We start from the raw sequence: 14,818 nt of genomic DNA, 5'->3' as shown, positions 1-14,818 counted from the left end.
GCCGGGGTCATTCGGGCAGCGCGGCCAGCTTGAACGCGGCAACGAGGTCGGGCGACATCGGTACCTGCAGCGGCGTGAACCACGTGTCGTACGACGCTTTCAGTTCCCCGTCGCGCGCGGCTCGCGCGATCGTCGCGTTCACGAGGCTCAGGAACACCGTGCTGTTCTTCTGGATCATGAGGCCGTTCGGATCGAACGACAGCGGGCGGCCCACCACCTCGAAGTCCGTCGGGTTTGGCGCGCTCTTGCGCAGGCCGAAGAGCAGGATGTCGTCCGTGGAGAACGCGTCCGCGCGGCCCGTGGACAGCGCGAGAAAGCCTTCGGCGTTGTCGCGCACGGGGACCACGCGCACCTGGAGCTTCTTCGCTTCGATCAGCGACTTCACGAGCCGCTCGGGCGTCGTGTTGATGGGCAACGCCACCGCCTTGCCGTTGAGGTCCTCCACTTCGCGAATGCCCGCGTTCCTGCGAACGAGCAGACGCGTGGTCGAGATGAAGTGCGGCGCGCTGAAGTCGACCTGCGCCTGCCTGCCCAGCGTGTTGACCGTGGAGCCGCATTCGATATCGACGGTGCCATTGGCGACGAGCGGAATGCGGTTCTGCGGGTTCACGGCCACGAAGTCCACCTTGAGCGCCGGATTCTTCAGCCGCTGCTTCACGTCCGCGACCACCTTCATGCAGAGGTCGATCGCATACCCGACAGGCTTCTTGTCGTCGTTCAGATACGAAAACGGTATGGAGGTTTCGCGATAGCCGAGGGTGATGGCGCCCTTCGACTTGATGCGGTCGAGCACCGCGTCGGAAGTCTGCGCGCGGGCGGCTGGAATATGGACCGCCGCGATCAGGGCCAGCAGGGCAAGCGCGCCACCGGGCAGAAGGCGCGAGAACGGTCGAAGTGTCTTCATGGCAGGAACTCTCTGGGTCGGAACGCGTGAAGGGGAAATGGCAGGCGCGCTGGCGTGGGCTAGTCCGTCAGCGCGGAGACGAGCTCGGCGAGGCTGGACACCGTGAGGTCGGGGCGCGCTTCCGCGGCGCCTTCACCGGACAGGCCGAGCAGACGCTCCGGCCGGTTGATCCAGGCGCAGCGCAGGCCGAGCTTGTTGGCCGGTGTGATATCGGCGCGCAGGCTCTGGCCGACGTGCAGGATTCGCTCGCGCGGCACGCCAAGGCGGGCAAGTTCGCCAATGCCGGTATCGAAGTGCGGCCAGTCCGGCTTGTAGGCGCCGACGCGCTGGGCGGTCACGACCACATCGAACTGGAAATCGAGGACGCGGCACGAGGTATTGAGCGAGGCCACGTCGATATTGCTGAGCGCGCCGATGCGGGCCGACTGCTGGAGCCGCACGAGCCCTTCGTGGCTATCGGCGAAGGCGGGCCACGTATGGGGGCTCGCCGAGAACTGGCGGCGGCGGTCTTCGTTCACGGGCACGCCGAAGTCGGCGCAGATCTGGTCGAAGCATCGATTGAGCACCTCGGGATAGAGGTGCGCGGGGCGTTCCTTCTGGATGCGCGCGCGGGCGCCGTCGAATGCCATCACCAGCGTACCGGCATCGGCGGAGATGCCGTTCTCCGCGGCCCATTGGAGCAGGAACGCCGCGATGGAAGGCTCCCAGTCGATCAGGGTGCCGTAGACGTCGAAGGTGATGGCGTCGAAGTCGGAAAGACGAAGCGTGGTCATGCGTGTGGTCTCTGGGTTGGGAAGGTGTGAGTTAACGATAAGCGATTATCGATAATCGGTAAAGTGGTTCTTCTGGTGTAGAATTCGGTCCATCAGGAGATTTCGCATGCACCCTTCGTCACAACTGCTCGCGACGGCGTCCGAGATGCCGGACCGCTCGACGGCCGGCATCCTCGTGGATACGCTCCGCAACGAGATCATTCAGGGGAAGCTGCAGCCCGGGGATCGGCTCAAGCAGGACGCCATCGCGACCCGCTTCGGCGTGAGCCAGACGGTCGCGCGGGAGGCATTCAAGGATCTGATCGGCGAGTGTTTCCTCGTCGCCGAACCGCGCCGTGGCGTCAGCGTGGCGCTGATGTCCGCCGAGGAAGCGGAAGAGACCACGGCGCTGCGCATTCTCGTGGAGGGGCAGGCGCTGGCCTGGGCCATTCCGCTGATGACGGACAGCCACCTCGATACCGCACAGCAGTTGTCGAAGGAACTCGACCGCGCGAAGGATGTGGGACAGCTGATCCAGCTGAACGCGCAGTTCCACCGCACGCTATATGCGGCATGCGGCCGCGCCCGGACCATCGCGCTCGTGGAGACGCTGCGTCTCGGGTTCGAGCGCTACCTGCGATATACGTGGGAAGCGACGTCCCATGTCGAGCGATCGCAGCAGGAGCACCGCGAATTGCTGGCACTCTGCCGCGCGCGAGACGTGGAAGCCGCGTGCAATCTGCTTCGGGCCCATATCGCCGGCACCGGCAAGCTGCTCGTCGAGCGGCTGCAGGCCGGCAACTAGCGTTTCGGGCCGGCCGCTTATCGCCCGTTCACATACGGCGACAGCGCGTTGGCAATCAGCGTGTTGACGGGCGCGTCCACGCCGGCTTCCTTCGCCAGCGACACCACGCCGCCGCCCAGCCACGGCAGCTCGATGCGATTGCCCTTCTCGAGGTCGTGGAACATCGACGACGTCATCGTGTAGGGCAGGTTATCGACGAGCTTCATGCACTGGTCCGCATAGTCCTCGGGCAGCCGGACGCCGAGGGCACGGCCCACCTGCACACCCTCCGCAATCACCGACCGCAACACGCCGCGGCTGCCTTCGCTCTCGCGGATCGGTCCGATGGTCAGATGCGTAAGGCAGGTCATCGACGAGAGGCCGACCAGGAACACATACTTTTCCCAGAGCACGCGCTGGATATCGTGGGCGAGCAGGGCATCGACGCCCATCTCCGCGAAGCTCTTGACCAGTTGCGCGGAACGCTCGCGGTGCACGCCGTCGTACTCGCCCAACGTGACACGCTGGAGCGCGCCGGTCTGCCGGATCACGCCGGGGCGGCCGATGGTCGTGGCCACGTACCCCACGCCACCGATCACGGCGGCTTCGCCGAACACGCGACGCAGCACGTGGTCCTTGATCACGCCGTTCTGCAGCGAGAGCACCGCGGTATCGGGGCCGGCAATGGTCTGGAGCTCCTGCGCGATGGATTCGAGATCCCACAGCTTGACCGCGATGAGGATGATGTCCGGCCGATCGAGCGACCGGATGTCGTCGGTCACCTTGACCTTCTTCAGGGACTGCAGCTCGCCGTTGTCGCCCTCGATATGCAGGCCGCCTTCCTGCATGGCCCGCAAATGCGCGCCGCGCGCGACGAAGGTCACGTCATGGCCCGCCTGCTGGAGCTTGAAGCCATAAAACCCGCCGACGCCGCCCGAACCGATGACTGCAATCTTCATTTGTCGCCTCCAATTGGTTAACCAATAACATTTATTGGTCCAATTTTGGTACGACAAACGTCCCGTGTCAAATGGCGGCGAATATCGCTACGGACGGAGCAGGGCGGAGGTGATGTGTTCGAGGTGCTCGCGCGAGGCCGCGTAGGCGGCGGCCGCATCGCGGCTGCGAATGGCCGCGACGATCTTGTCATGCTCGCGGCGCGAGTCCACGCGGCGCTCCGCAGTCAGCAGGCGCTGGCGGATGCTCCCCCACTCGACGCCTTCGTCGGCCGCGATGAATGCTTCGTAGGCACGGATCAGCAGCGGATTGTGCGTGGCCATGGCGATCGCGCGATGGAAACCATGGTCGGCCAGTTCGTACGCCTCGAAGTCGTCGGCCACGTGGTAACGCTCGGCGCATGCCGTCAGATGGGCCAGATCCTGCGTGGTGCAGTTCATCGCGGCCACCGCGGCGAGGTTCGGTTCGACGGCCAGGCGGGCCTCGACGATCTGCTTCGGGCTGAGGTCGAGCACCTCGCCGTCCGTGCCCGGCAGCGCGCCGCCCGGCCGCCGTGGCTGATGCGCGAGGTAGGTGCCGCTGCCGACCTTGCGGACCACGCGGCCTTCCATCTCCATCGCGGCCAGCGCCTTGCGCACGACATTGCGCGAGACCCCGAGCGATTCGGCGAGGGCGCGTTCGGTCGGCAGCTTCGCGCCGTCTTCGGCATTGCCGCGCAGCAGATGGCTGCGGACTTTCTCGACTGCGGCGTCGGTTCTCATTTGGTTAACCAATTTGGCGAATCGAACGACATTGGACTAGGATTGGTTAGATTTTCGGATCGATTGGTTGACACTCTATCACTGCCCCCCGCCTGGAGAAACACCGTGAAGCCCGCCCTGCATATTTCCGCCATCCGGACCCGGTTCGTCAAAGTGCCGATGAAATTTCCGCTCGGCACGAGCGCGGCCCGGGTTACCGCCGCGCCCCTGCTGCTCGTCGATCTCGAGACGAAAGAGGGTGTCATCGGCCGGAGCTATCTGTTCTGCTATCGGGATAGTGGCGCGCGTGCCATCGCCGAGATCCTCGCGGAGGCCAACGGGCTGATTGCGGGCATGGAGGCCGCGCCCGCGAAGATCGCGGACTTTCTGGGGCGCCGCTATGCGTTGCTCGGCGTGACCGGCGTCGCGCGCATGGCGCTCGCGGCCATCGATATCGCGCTGTGGGACGCGCAGGCCGTGGCGGCGGAGATGCCGCTGGCCACGTTTCTCGGTGGCACCCTCGATCCGATCCCGGCCTACAACAGCGACGGCCTGGGCCTGATGCCCGCGAAGGACGCGGCCGAGGAAGCCGTGCGGCTGCTCGAACCCGGTTTCCACGCGGTGAAGCTGCGGCTGGGACACGCGGATGCGCGCGTGGACCGGGAGGTTGCGGCCGCCGTGCGCGGCGCGATGGGCAGCGATGCCGCGCTGATGGTCGATTACAACCAGGCGCTGACGGTGCCCGAGGCGATCCAGCGTGGCCGCGCCCTCGATGGCCTGAATGTCTACTGGCTCGAGGAGCAGATTCGTCATGGCGATCTGCAGGGCTACGCCGCCATTGCCGCGGCGCTCGATACGCCGGTCCAGCTTGGCGAGAACCTCGACGGTCCGGAGGCGGTATTCGACGTCGTGGCCACGCGCGCGGCCGATTACCTGATGCTCGACCCCGCGCGCATCGGCGGTGTCACGGGATGGATGCGAGGCGCTGCGATCGCCGCCGCGCGGGGCGTACCCGTGTCCTCGCATCTGTTTCCCGAGATCAGCATTCATCTGCTGGCGGCCACGCCGACCGCGCACTGGCTCGAATACACGAGCTGGGCGGACGCGATTCTCGAGGCGCCGCTGGAGATCGTCGATGGCAGGATCGCGCCGCCGAATCGGCCCGGGTTAGGCCTGCAATGGTCGGAATCGGGCATTGCGCGCTGCGGACTGGGCTAAAATCCATGCCCCGCACGCATTTCCGCATTCCCGGCCTCACGCATGGACCCGCATACCGAAGCACCCGACTCGGCTGAACCCGAGCAGATTCACGAGCCGCGCCTCTGGAAAGACAAGGGCTGGACCGCGCGCGTCATCAAGAATGAAGACGGCGAAGGCTGGGCTGTCGAGATGATTCGCGATGGCAGTGCCGAACCCGCACTGGTCGGTCCCTGGACCATGGGGCGCAACAAGGTCGATCCGAAGCCGCTCGATGCCACCGCGCATCAGACGCTGGTGAAGACGGCTTCCGAGGTCATTCGCCGCCACGAGCAGCAGCTGCACGCGCAACTGAACAAGCAGGTGTCGATCGAGCTCGGCGACGACGTGATCTCCGTCAGGCTCGCGATCACGCCCGACGAGTTCGAGCCGTTCGGCACGCTGACGGCGGTGAACCCGCTCGGCGACGTGCTCGCGACCGTCAATGTGCGGCCCGATTTCCGCCTCACGCGCGAAAGCGCGGGCCGCTGGGCCGCCGACGGCTTCGGCAAGATTCGCTAGACCGCAGCCATCATGCCGGCCGCCGTGCCAGCACCGCATCGCGCGGGCCGGCATCGACCACGCGGCCCGCTTCCACCACCACGATCGTATCGAAGCGCGCGAGCAGGCTGGGCCGATGCACCGACGCCACGATGCAGGCCGTCGGGAACGCAGCGAACATACGGTCGAACACACGGCCTTCGGCCTGTGGGTCGAGCGCGCTGGTCGGCTCGTCGAGCAGCAGCAGCGAACTGCCCTGCGCGGCGAGCGCCCCGCGCGACAGGGCGAGCCGCTGGCGCTGACCGCCCGACAGGTTGCTGCCGCGCTCGTTGAGCGTGCTGGCCAGCCCATCGGGCATGCGCTGCAAGACTTCATCGAACACGCCCGCATGCACGGCCGACTGCAGCGCCGCCGCGTCGGCCGGTACCCCGAACGTGAGGTTCTCCTCGACGCTGGCTTCGAAGACCTCCGCCTCCTGCGGGATCAGCGTGGCGAGCGTCCGCAATTCGCTCCAGTCGCGTGATTCGCCGTCGCGCAGCAGTTCGCCCTGCTGCGGCCGATAGAGTCCGGCGAGCGCCCGCAGCAACGTACTCTTGCCGCCGCCGCTCGGTCCGATCAGCGCCACGCGCGCGCCACGGGCGAGCTCCAGATCCACGCCATGGAGGCCGCCGCGTGCATCGTTCGCGTAGCGCCAGGTCGCGCCGCGCAGGGCCAGCGTCCGCCATGGCGCATCGGGGACCACCGCCGGCACGATGGCCTCGGGGTCGCCCGGCGCGTCCCAGATCGGTGCCGCGCTGCCGTAGTCGGTATGCATGCGCGCGAAGCTCTGGAAGTTGGTCGCCATCGCACCCACGACGGTGGCGGCCTGCTGGGCGTACTGGTAGATCATGAAGATCGTGCCGAGCAGCACGGCCTGCCCGGGCTGGCGCGATTGCAGCACGTACACCACGACCAGAATCCATGTGAGGCCCATGCCGAGCAGATCGACGGCAAACCACTTGCCTTCGTTGACCATGACCGCGCGGCGCAGCGGCGCCATGACGGCGGCCATGCGGTGATCGAGCAGCTTGCGCGAGGCCGCCTGCAGCCGCAGGCCGATGACCGTCCCCGCATTGCCGACGAAGTCGAGCAGCGCGGCCGCGTAGCGGCGCTCGGCATCGTTCTCCGCGCGGGCCAGATGCATGAGCGTGCGGTCGAAGCGCAGGATGATCAGTGCAACGATCACATAACCGGTCACCGCGATGATGCCGCTGGTCCGCGAGAGCAGGGCCAGCGCGACGATGGGGCCGACGAAGTTGAATGCGCTCTGCAGATACCCGAACTGGTTCTGCGCGAAGTCCGAGAGCGCGCGGCTCGACTGCACCACGCGATGCTGGAGCTCGCCCGAGTGATGGCCGTCGCGCCACGCGAGCGGCGCGGAAGCGATGCGCGCGTAAAGCTGGTCGGCCAGACGCTCGCGCACGCGCACGCCGACGTTGCGCTCGAGCACACGGCCCGGACCATGCAGCAGCCACGAGAGCAGATAGATACCGATGAGGTAGACGATCCACCGGCCGGCGGTTTCCATCTGGCCCTGCTGGAGCGCGTTGATCGCCTGCGCGGCGAGCCACGGCATGGTCAGCCGCAGCAATTGCGCGGCGGAGAGCAGCGCCGCCGCGCCGAGCATATGCGCGCGCACGCCCTCCGCATGCAGCCAGAGCGCGCGATAGAGATCGCGCGCGGCGCTGCCGAGGCCGATGGCGCGTGGACGGGACGTTGGGGTTTGAAGCTCCGTCATCAAGTCATCGCTCCTTATGTCTTCAGATCCGCAAGCAGTTGCTCCGCCAGAAAATCGCAGGGCGGGCGCGACGATTGGGCGCTGCGCGCGAGGATGACCTCGAGCGGCGGCAGTTCGGGCAGGCCGTCGGCCTCGCCGAGCACGGTCATTTGCTCCGGCACGCTGCAACGCGCGAGCGGTGCGACGGCCAGGCCCGCATGGACCATGCTGATGAGCCCCAGCAGGCTCGGACTTTCGTATGACATGCGATAGCGGATGCCCGCGCGCTGCAACGCATGGATGGCCGTGGCGCGCGCCGCGCTGCCCTGAGGAAAGACCGCGATGGGGAGCGGGCGTTCCTTCCAGACAGCCGTGCCGCCGCGTCCCGCGACCCAGTCGACGGGCTCGTACCGCAGGAACTCGCCGCTGACACCGCGCGATTTCGTGATGCACGCCAGGTCCAGCGTGTTGTCCCTGAGCAGCGGCACGAGCGCATGGCTCGGCATGCCGATAACGCGAATCTCCACGCGCGGATGGGCCGCCGCGAACTTGCGCAGCGCCGAGGGTAGCAGCGACGACGCGTAGTCGTCGGGCACGCCGATCGTGACGCGGCCGCGAATCTCGGGACGCATGATGGCCGACCAGGCTTCCTCGCGCATCGCGAGCAACTGCCGGCCATAGTCGGCAAGCGTGCGGCCGTCATCGGTCAGCGCGACGTTGCGCGTGTCGCGGACGAACAGCGGCTTGCCCAGCACATCTTCGATCGCCTTGATCTGCATGCTGACCGCCGAGGGCGAGCGATGGAGCGCCTCCGCCGCGCGGGCGAACGAGCCCGCGTCGGCCACGGCGACGATCATCTCCAGCACGTCGAGATCGAGCTTGCGCATGAGGGGGCGTCCGGGTGTTCTATTCGTCAGGAAAGCTGAGTAATCGATTCAGTATATTCCGTTTTACTTATCGATTGCGCAAACCAATACTGAAGCCCTCGAACGTGCGATATCAAGGGGCGGCCATGCGGGCAATGTACGACTTTCTGGCGGTGGGCGGCCTGCTGGCCATCACCCCCGGACCGAACATGGTGTACGTGATGGCGCGCTCGGTATCGCAGGGCACGCGCGCGGGGCTGATCTCGCTCGGCGGCGTCATGCTCGGCTACTTCACCTACATGCTGGGCGCGGCGTTCGGCATCAGCGCGCTGTTTCTGGCGATTCCGGGCGCCGCCCGCGCGCTGGCGCTGTTCGGCACCGGCTATCTGCTCTACATGGCATGGAAGATCCTGCGGCCCGGCGGCCGCTCGCCGCTCGAGACGATGCAACCCGATGCGCCGCCGCATCGCACGGGCACGCGCAAGTTGCTGGCGATGGGCGCGATGACGAGCCTGCTCAATCCCAAGCTCGCGCTCGTGTTTCTCTCCGTGCTGCCGCAGTTCATCGACGACAAGGCCGGAGACATCCTTACGCAGTCGCTGGCGCTCGGCGCCGCGCTGACCATCGCGTTTGCGTCGGTCAATGCGTGCGTGGCGGTGGCATCGGGCCGTGTGGCGACCGCGATGGCCGACCATCCGCGCATGCTGGCGGCGCAGCGATGGATCGTCGGCGCGCTGCTCGTGGCGCTTGCGGTCAAACTCGGCATGCAGGCGTGGTAGCCTCTCTCCTTTGACAAGACGTCGTCCGCAGACGACGCATGCTACAAGGAGACTCCATTGAAGCCATCGCGCACGCATGCCGCCGCGCTGCTGTTCGCCATCGCTGGCCTTGCCGGCAGTGCTCACGCCGCCTATCCCGATCGCCCCATCAAGCTGATCGTGCCATTCCCGCCGGGCCAGGCTACCGATATCTTTGCCCGCGCGCTGGCGGAGAAACTCGGCAAGCAATTGGGCCAGTCCGTCATCGTGGAGAACCGCGCGGGCGCGGGCGGCAATATCGGCATGGAAGTCGCGGCCAAGTCGGCGCCCGATGGCTATACGCTCGTGATGGCCGGCAGCGCGATGGCCATCAACCAGACGCTCTACAAGAAGGTCAACTACGACCCGCTTCACGACTTCGTACCGGTTACCGGCGTCTTCTCCGTGCCGCTGGTGTTCCTGGCTACGCCGCAGTCGGGGTTCAAGTCGCTGCATGATCTGATCGCGAAGGCAAAGTCCGCGCCGGGCAAGTACAGCTATGCGAGCGCCGGCATTGGCGGCACGCAGCATCTGTCCGCGGAAATGCTGAAGGCGCAGGCGGGCGTGTTCATCGTGCATATCCCGTACAAGGGCAGCGGCCCCGCGCAGGCGGACTTCCTCGGCAACCAGATTCCGCTGATGGTGGACTCCGTTACCGCCGCGATGCCGCTGATCAATACCGGCAAGGCCGTGCCGCTGGCGGTGACCACGGCCAGGCGCGTGCCGCAGCTGCAGGCCGTGCCGACGGTGCGGGAAGAGGGCGTGCCCGGCTTCGAAGCGCTGGGCTGGGCCGTGATGATGGCGCCGGCCGGGACGCCGCAGGCCACGGTGAGCCTGCTGAACGCGGAGACCGTCAAGGCGCTGCAATCGCCGGAACTGCACAAGTTCATCACCGATCGCGGATCGGAGCCGATGCCGATGACGCCCGCGGAGACGGGCAAGTTCGTCGATAGCGAGATCCGCAAATGGGCGACCGTGGTGAAGCGGTCGGGCGCCACGGCCGATTGACGCCGGGTGTCGATACCTCAGCGGTGCGCCGGCTTGCGTGGCCGGCGCGCGCGCGGGGGATTCGATGTGGGATTCGATCCGGGGGCGGTGGCATCGAACTTTGCCGCCAGCCCTTGCTGCCTGAACGCTTCGATGACAAAATCGACGAACGCTCTGGTCTTGCCCGGCAACAGCCGGCGTGACGCGTAATAGAGCGAAATCATTCCCGCATCCGCATGCCACTCGGGCAACAGCCGGATCAGCCTTCCCGCCCTCAAATCCTCCAGCACGTCCGGCACGGCCAGCATCGCCACGCCTAGTCCAAGCCGCACCGCTTCCCGCATCGACGCCGGATCGCTCATCACGATGTCCTCGCCGAGCATCGCGGGCGCTTCGTTGCCCTGCCGGTCGGTCATGGTCCAGCGCCGGATGCGGCCCGTGGTCACGCTGCGCATCACGATCGCGCGATGGTTCGCGAGGTCTTCCGGGCGCGACGGCGCCGCCCCCTTGCGCACGCATTCGGGCGATGCCACCGCGACGACATGCACGGGCGCGAGCGCGCGCGCGACGATGCCTGGCGAGAGGTCGAACCCCCCACCGATGGCCAGGTCGTAGCCCTCGTGCACGAGGTCCACCTGCCGGTTCTCGAAATGGAACTCGGGCCGGACGCGTGGATGTTGGGCAAGAAACGCGGGCAGCAGCGGCAGGATGAAGTCCTTGCCGAGCGAAGGGCTGAGGCTGACCTTGAGCACGCCCGCCGGCTCGGCCGCGCCCGACGCGGTCTCCTCGATCGCGGACTGCAGCGCATCGAGGCTCGTGCCGATCGAGCCAAGAAACCGTTCTCCCGCCTCCGTCAGCGTGACGCGTCGCGTCGAGCGCTGCAGCAGCCGGACCCCGAGATTGCGTTCGAGCATGGCCACGTTGCGGCTGACCGCGGCCGGCGTCAGGCCGAGCCGGCGCGCGGCTTCCGAAAAGCTGCTCAGCTCCGCGCTCTTCACGAAGCTTTCCAGATTGGCGAGGGTCTCCATGGCACCTTCAATGATTGCTTGAAAACGGATCAATTGTAGACCGCCTAATCAAAACGGAATCGCCGCTCTACAGTTTCGTCATTCCACAACGTTCCACAACACACGCCAAGGAGATGACCATGGCACAGGTGATTCGGATCCATGAACACGGCACCCCGAAGGTGCTGCACGCCGAAGAAGCCGATATCGGCGCGCCGGGCCGCGGCGAAGTGCGCATCGCGCAGGAAGCCATCGGCGTGAACTTCGTCGACACGATGGTGCGCGATGGCAGCTATCCGCTCCCGCTGCCGGCGATTCCCGGTTTCGAGGCCGCGGGCACGGTGACCGCGGTCGGCCCGGATGCCGGCGGGTTTGCGCCCGGCGATCGCGTGGCGTACTTCTTTGCCGCGGGCGCTTACGCCAGCGAGCGCCTGATCGACGCCGCCAAGCTCGTCAAGCTACCCGACGACATCTGCACGTTCAACGCGGCCACGTTTCTGGCGAAGGGCCTGACCGCATGGATGGGCCTGAAGGCGCTGCACTCGCTGCAGCCCGGCGAGACCGTGCTGGTGCTCGGTGCATCGGGCAGCGTGGGCAGCATTCTCTCGCGCTGGGCCAAGGCGATGGGCGCCACCGTGATCGGCGTGGCCGGCTCGCGCGACAAGCTGGCCAGGGTTCGCGCCGGCGCGCACCACGGCCTGCATGCGGGCGACCCCGCGTTGGCCGAGCGGATTCGCGCGATTGCGCCCAACGGTGTCGATGTGGTCTTCGATCTGGTGGGCAGTGCCACGTCCGCGATTGCCGTGGAAGCGGTGCGCGACGGCGGCGACATCGTTGCCATCGGCGGCGCGTCCGGCGAGCAGCGCTACGACGCCGCGCGACTGCAGGCGCGCGCGGTGCACGTGTTGCGCGGTGGCACCCCGCAGTTCGTCAACGCCAGCACGATCGGCGCGGCGACCGCGGACCTGTTCGGCGCGATACGGGCGGGACTTTTCCGGGACATCGACGTCGTGCATTTCGAGCTTGCCGAAGCCGCACTCGCCCATCAGGCGATCGCCGCGCGTTCGCTGCATGCCATTCCGATTCTCGTGCCGTCCACAGTGAAACGGTGCACCCACTAGCCTCCGATATGGAAACGCCATCCACACAACGACCGGCCGCGTCGCGGGCCGCCTCATGGGCCGCCTCATGGGCCGCCTCATGGGCCGCGGTCGCATCGATCGCGGTCGGTGCCTTCGCGCTCGTGACCACGGAATTCCTGCCGGTAGGCTTGCTGCCGCAGATCGCGGGCGATGTCGGCATTACCGAAGGGCAGGCCGGCCTGATGGTCAGCGTGCCCGGCCTGCTCGCGGCCATCGCGGCGCCGTCCACGATCGCGCTGGCGGCCGGCTTCGATCGCCGCCACGTGCTCTGGCTCATGCTCGGGCTGCTCGTGATCTCTAATGTGCTCGTGGCCACCGCCGTCAACTATCCGATGCTGCTGGCTGGCCGCGTGCTGCTGGGCATCGGCGTGGGCGGCTTCTGGACCGTGGGCGGTTCGCTGGGGCCGCGCCTGCGCGGCGACGGCGAAGGGCCGCGCGCCACCGCCTTGATCTTCTCGGGCGTATCGCTCGGCACGGTGGCAGGCGTGCCGGCGGGCGCATTGCTCGGCAACCTGATGGGATGGCGCAGCGCGTTTGCGGCATCGGCCGCGATCGCCGCGCTCGTCGTGGTGGCGCTCGTCACGCTGCTGCCGCGCATTCCGCCGCAGGCGGGGTCGGGACTCAAGGCCATTCCGCTCGTGCTGCGCCGGCGCGCCGCGCGCATCGGCCTGCTGGCGACGATCCTGATCTTTCTCGGGCAATTCGCGGCCTATACCTATATCGCGCCGTTTCTGAATCAGGTGTCGCATATCGAGGCCGGCGGCCTGAGCGCGGTGCTGCTCGGTTATGGCGTGGCGGGCTTCTTCGGCAACCTGTTCGGGGGCTGGGCGGCCACGCGCGATCGCCATCTCGCGCTGCTGGGCACCGTGGCGCTGCTGGGCACGGCCATCCTGCTGCTGCTCGAGTTCGGGGCGAACATGTGGGCCGCCAGCGGCGCGGTGGTCGCGTGGGGCTTCGCATTCGGCATGCTGCCGATCGCGATGCAGGTGTTCCTGTTCAGCAGCGCGCCCGACCATCTGGAGAGTATTGCCGCGCTGTTCGTCTCGATGGCGCAGGTGGCGATCGGCGCGGGCGCGCTGGTCGGCGGCCTCGTGGCGGACCGCCTCGGCATCCCGGGCGCGTTGTGGCTCGGTACCGCTGCCGCGCTGGCCACCGGACTGCTGCTGCTCGGCGCGCGCGGCAATGCGGGGGCGACTACCAGCCGTAGAAACGCGGCCACGTCCGCACCGAGCCATCCGCACTGACGGCCTGGTACTCGGGATGCTGCGCGCCGGTCGCGCATGCATGGTTCGGCAGGATGCGCAGCTTCGTGCCGATCGGGAAGGTCTCGGCGATGGCAAGGTCGGGCTCGCCGTTGCGCGAGACGATACCGTGCTCCTGATTGGCCCCGCTGATCACATAGCCGTCGATGACCTCGCCCTGCTCGGTGCAGACCTGGCCATAACCGAAGTCGTGCTTCTGGCGCTGTGTGCCGCGGTCGCGGCTCATGGCCATCCAGCCCGCATCGACGATGGCCCAGCCCTTGTCCGTCTGATGACCGATCACGGTCGTCAGCACGGACAGCGCGATGTCGGAGGTCTCGCACACGCCTACGTTGTGCATGACGAGGTCGAAGAACACGTACACGCCGGCCCGTACTTCGGTGACACCGGCCAGTTGTTCGGCGGTCAGCGCAGTCGGCGTGGAACCGATGCTGACCACGTCGCAGGGCAGGCCCGCCGCGCGCAGCCGCTCGGCCGCCAGCACGGTGCCCGCGCGTTCCTGTTCGGCGATCCTGACGAGGGCGTCGTGCGTGTCGTAGTCGTAGCTGGAGCCCGCGTGGGCCATCACGCCGCCGAGGCGCATGCCGCCGGACACGAGCGCGCGACCCACGTCGAGCAGCGTGCCGCTCTCGGGCGGAATGCCGGAACGGTGGCCATCCACATCCACCTCGATCCACACGTCGAAGACCTCGCCATGCGCGTTGCCAAAGGCCGCGATGGCTTCCGCGGTCTGCACGCTATCGGCCACGATCTTGAGGTCGCAGCCCTTGCGGCGCAGCGCCAGCGCTTGCGCGAGCTTGGTCGGCGCCATGCCGACGGCGTAGACGATATCGCGGACGCCCGCATCGAAGAATTGCTCCGCCTCCTTGAGCGTGGAAACGGTGATGCCCCGCGCGCCGGCCGCGATCTGCGCTTCCGCCACTTCGCGGCACTTCGTCGTCTTGACGTGCGGGCGGAACCCGACGCCCAGGGCGTCCATGCGCGACTGCATGCGCGCGATATTACGCTGCATGCGGTCGAGGTCGATCAGGGCGGCGGGGGTGTTCAGCGTGTCGAAGCGCATGATGTCGGCCGAGGCGGCGTTATCGATGAAAGATGCCGCCACTATAGGACCCCGCGGTCCCGCC

The 14,818-nt window shown here is 67.3% G+C and carries 15 protein-coding genes; 7 read left to right on the top strand and 8 right to left on the bottom strand.

What is annotated here, in order from left to right; translation table 11 throughout:
* Window positions 1-7: 7 nt before the first annotated feature.
* Both FOB72_RS24540 and FOB72_RS24535 read right to left on the bottom strand, forming a co-directional pair.
* Window positions 8-904: an amino acid ABC transporter substrate-binding protein gene (locus FOB72_RS24540; RefSeq protein WP_150375257.1), complete on the bottom strand. Its 897-nt coding sequence runs from the start codon at window positions 902-904 to the stop codon at window positions 8-10.
* A gap of 59 nt (window positions 905-963) precedes the next feature.
* Window positions 964-1,677 carry an HAD-IA family hydrolase gene (locus tag FOB72_RS24535; RefSeq protein WP_150375256.1) on the bottom strand — a complete coding sequence of 238 codons (714 nt, stop codon included), beginning with the start codon at window positions 1,675-1,677 and terminating at the stop codon, window positions 964-966.
* A 106-nt stretch (window positions 1,678-1,783) separates the two neighbouring features.
* Between FOB72_RS24535 and FOB72_RS24530 the strand changes: the two genes are divergently transcribed.
* Entirely contained in the window at window positions 1,784-2,461 is a 678-nt protein-coding gene (locus FOB72_RS24530) for a GntR family transcriptional regulator (protein WP_223851790.1), read from the top strand.
* A 17-nt stretch (window positions 2,462-2,478) separates the two neighbouring features.
* Here FOB72_RS24530 and FOB72_RS24525 read toward each other — a convergent pair whose 3' ends face one another.
* A complete protein-coding gene (locus FOB72_RS24525) occupies window positions 2,479-3,399 on the bottom strand; it encodes a ketopantoate reductase family protein (protein WP_150375255.1) in 921 nt (306 codons plus the stop codon).
* Window positions 3,400-3,486: 87 nt separating this feature from the next.
* Complete coding sequence (locus tag FOB72_RS24520; protein WP_150375254.1) at window positions 3,487-4,158, bottom strand: FadR/GntR family transcriptional regulator; 672 nt, start codon at window positions 4,156-4,158, stop codon at window positions 3,487-3,489.
* A 105-nt stretch (window positions 4,159-4,263) separates the two neighbouring features.
* Here FOB72_RS24520 and FOB72_RS24515 point away from each other — a divergent pair, with 105 nt between their 5' ends.
* Entirely contained in the window at window positions 4,264-5,355 is a 1,092-nt protein-coding gene (locus FOB72_RS24515) for an enolase C-terminal domain-like protein (protein WP_223851789.1), read from the top strand.
* A gap of 42 nt (window positions 5,356-5,397) precedes the next feature.
* Window positions 5,398-5,895 carry a hypothetical protein gene (locus FOB72_RS24510; RefSeq protein ID WP_150375252.1) on the top strand — a complete coding sequence of 166 codons (498 nt, stop codon included), beginning with the start codon at window positions 5,398-5,400 and terminating at the stop codon, window positions 5,893-5,895.
* Between the two features lie 10 nt (window positions 5,896-5,905).
* Here the strand turns inward: FOB72_RS24510 and FOB72_RS24505 are convergent, their stop codons facing one another.
* Window positions 5,906-7,651: an ABC transporter ATP-binding protein gene (locus FOB72_RS24505; RefSeq protein WP_191002400.1), complete on the bottom strand. Its 1,746-nt coding sequence runs from the start codon at window positions 7,649-7,651 to the stop codon at window positions 5,906-5,908.
* A gap of 14 nt (window positions 7,652-7,665) precedes the next feature.
* The gene (locus tag FOB72_RS24500; protein WP_150375251.1) at window positions 7,666-8,517 is read right to left on the bottom strand and encodes a LysR substrate-binding domain-containing protein; all 852 of its coding nucleotides are present in this window, start codon (window positions 8,515-8,517) and stop codon (window positions 7,666-7,668) included.
* Window positions 8,518-8,642: 125 nt separating this feature from the next.
* On the opposite strand from FOB72_RS24500, the gene FOB72_RS24495 reads away from it, so the two are divergent.
* Both FOB72_RS24495 and FOB72_RS24490 read left to right on the top strand, forming a co-directional pair.
* A complete protein-coding gene (locus FOB72_RS24495) occupies window positions 8,643-9,275 on the top strand; it encodes a LysE family translocator (RefSeq protein ID WP_191002399.1) in 633 nt (210 codons plus the stop codon).
* 57 nt (window positions 9,276-9,332) lie between these two features.
* Window positions 9,333-10,301, top strand: a complete 969-nt coding sequence (locus FOB72_RS24490; RefSeq protein WP_150375250.1) for a Bug family tripartite tricarboxylate transporter substrate binding protein — start codon at window positions 9,333-9,335, stop codon at window positions 10,299-10,301.
* A 17-nt stretch (window positions 10,302-10,318) separates the two neighbouring features.
* Here FOB72_RS24490 and FOB72_RS24485 read toward each other — a convergent pair whose 3' ends face one another.
* Window positions 10,319-11,308 (bottom strand): LysR family transcriptional regulator, encoded by a 990-nt coding sequence (locus tag FOB72_RS24485; protein ID WP_150375249.1) that lies wholly within the window; start codon window positions 11,306-11,308, stop codon window positions 10,319-10,321.
* Window positions 11,309-11,427: 119 nt separating this feature from the next.
* Between FOB72_RS24485 and FOB72_RS24480 the strand changes: the two genes are divergently transcribed.
* Entirely contained in the window at window positions 11,428-12,408 is a 981-nt protein-coding gene (locus FOB72_RS24480; protein WP_150375248.1) for a zinc-binding dehydrogenase, read from the top strand.
* An 8-nt stretch (window positions 12,409-12,416) separates the two neighbouring features.
* A complete protein-coding gene (locus FOB72_RS24475) occupies window positions 12,417-13,673 on the top strand; it encodes an MFS transporter (RefSeq protein ID WP_150375247.1) in 1,257 nt (418 codons plus the stop codon).
* Here the strand turns inward: FOB72_RS24475 and FOB72_RS24470 are convergent.
* Window positions 13,624-14,754 (bottom strand): DSD1 family PLP-dependent enzyme, encoded by a 1,131-nt coding sequence (locus FOB72_RS24470; RefSeq protein WP_150377378.1) that lies wholly within the window; start codon window positions 14,752-14,754, stop codon window positions 13,624-13,626. The two genes, FOB72_RS24475 and FOB72_RS24470, sit on opposite strands and share 50 nt — an antisense overlap.
* Window positions 14,755-14,818 lie beyond the last annotated feature (64 nt).

It is taken from the genome of Cupriavidus pauculus (assembly GCF_008693385.1).
Classification (GTDB): domain Bacteria; phylum Pseudomonadota; class Gammaproteobacteria; order Burkholderiales; family Burkholderiaceae; genus Cupriavidus; species Cupriavidus pauculus_D.
This window is presented reverse-complemented; position numbering and strand designations above follow the sequence as displayed.

Coding starts and splice junctions, on each gene's coding strand:
- FOB72_RS24540 (WP_150375257.1), bottom strand. CDS start 904: ATGAAGACACTTCGACCGTTCTCGCGCCTTCTGCCCGGTGGCGCGCTT.
- FOB72_RS24535 (WP_150375256.1), bottom strand. CDS start 1,677: ATGACCACGCTTCGTCTTTCCGACTTCGACGCCATCACCTTCGACGTC.
- FOB72_RS24530 (WP_223851790.1), top strand. CDS start 1,784: ATGCACCCTTCGTCACAACTGCTCGCGACGGCGTCCGAGATGCCGGAC.
- FOB72_RS24525 (WP_150375255.1), bottom strand. CDS start 3,399: ATGAAGATTGCAGTCATCGGTTCGGGCGGCGTCGGCGGGTTTTATGGC.
- FOB72_RS24520 (WP_150375254.1), bottom strand. CDS start 4,158: ATGAGAACCGACGCCGCAGTCGAGAAAGTCCGCAGCCATCTGCTGCGC.
- FOB72_RS24510 (WP_150375252.1), top strand. CDS start 5,398: ATGGACCCGCATACCGAAGCACCCGACTCGGCTGAACCCGAGCAGATT.
- FOB72_RS24505 (WP_191002400.1), bottom strand. CDS start 7,651: ATGACGGAGCTTCAAACCCCAACGTCCCGTCCACGCGCCATCGGCCTC.
- FOB72_RS24500 (WP_150375251.1), bottom strand. CDS start 8,517: ATGCGCAAGCTCGATCTCGACGTGCTGGAGATGATCGTCGCCGTGGCC.
- FOB72_RS24495 (WP_191002399.1), top strand. CDS start 8,643: ATGCGGGCAATGTACGACTTTCTGGCGGTGGGCGGCCTGCTGGCCATC.
- FOB72_RS24485 (WP_150375249.1), bottom strand. CDS start 11,308: ATGGAGACCCTCGCCAATCTGGAAAGCTTCGTGAAGAGCGCGGAGCTG.
- FOB72_RS24480 (WP_150375248.1), top strand. CDS start 11,428: ATGGCACAGGTGATTCGGATCCATGAACACGGCACCCCGAAGGTGCTG.
- FOB72_RS24475 (WP_150375247.1), top strand. CDS start 12,417: ATGGAAACGCCATCCACACAACGACCGGCCGCGTCGCGGGCCGCCTCA.
- FOB72_RS24470 (WP_150377378.1), bottom strand. CDS start 14,754: ATGCGCTTCGACACGCTGAACACCCCCGCCGCCCTGATCGACCTCGAC.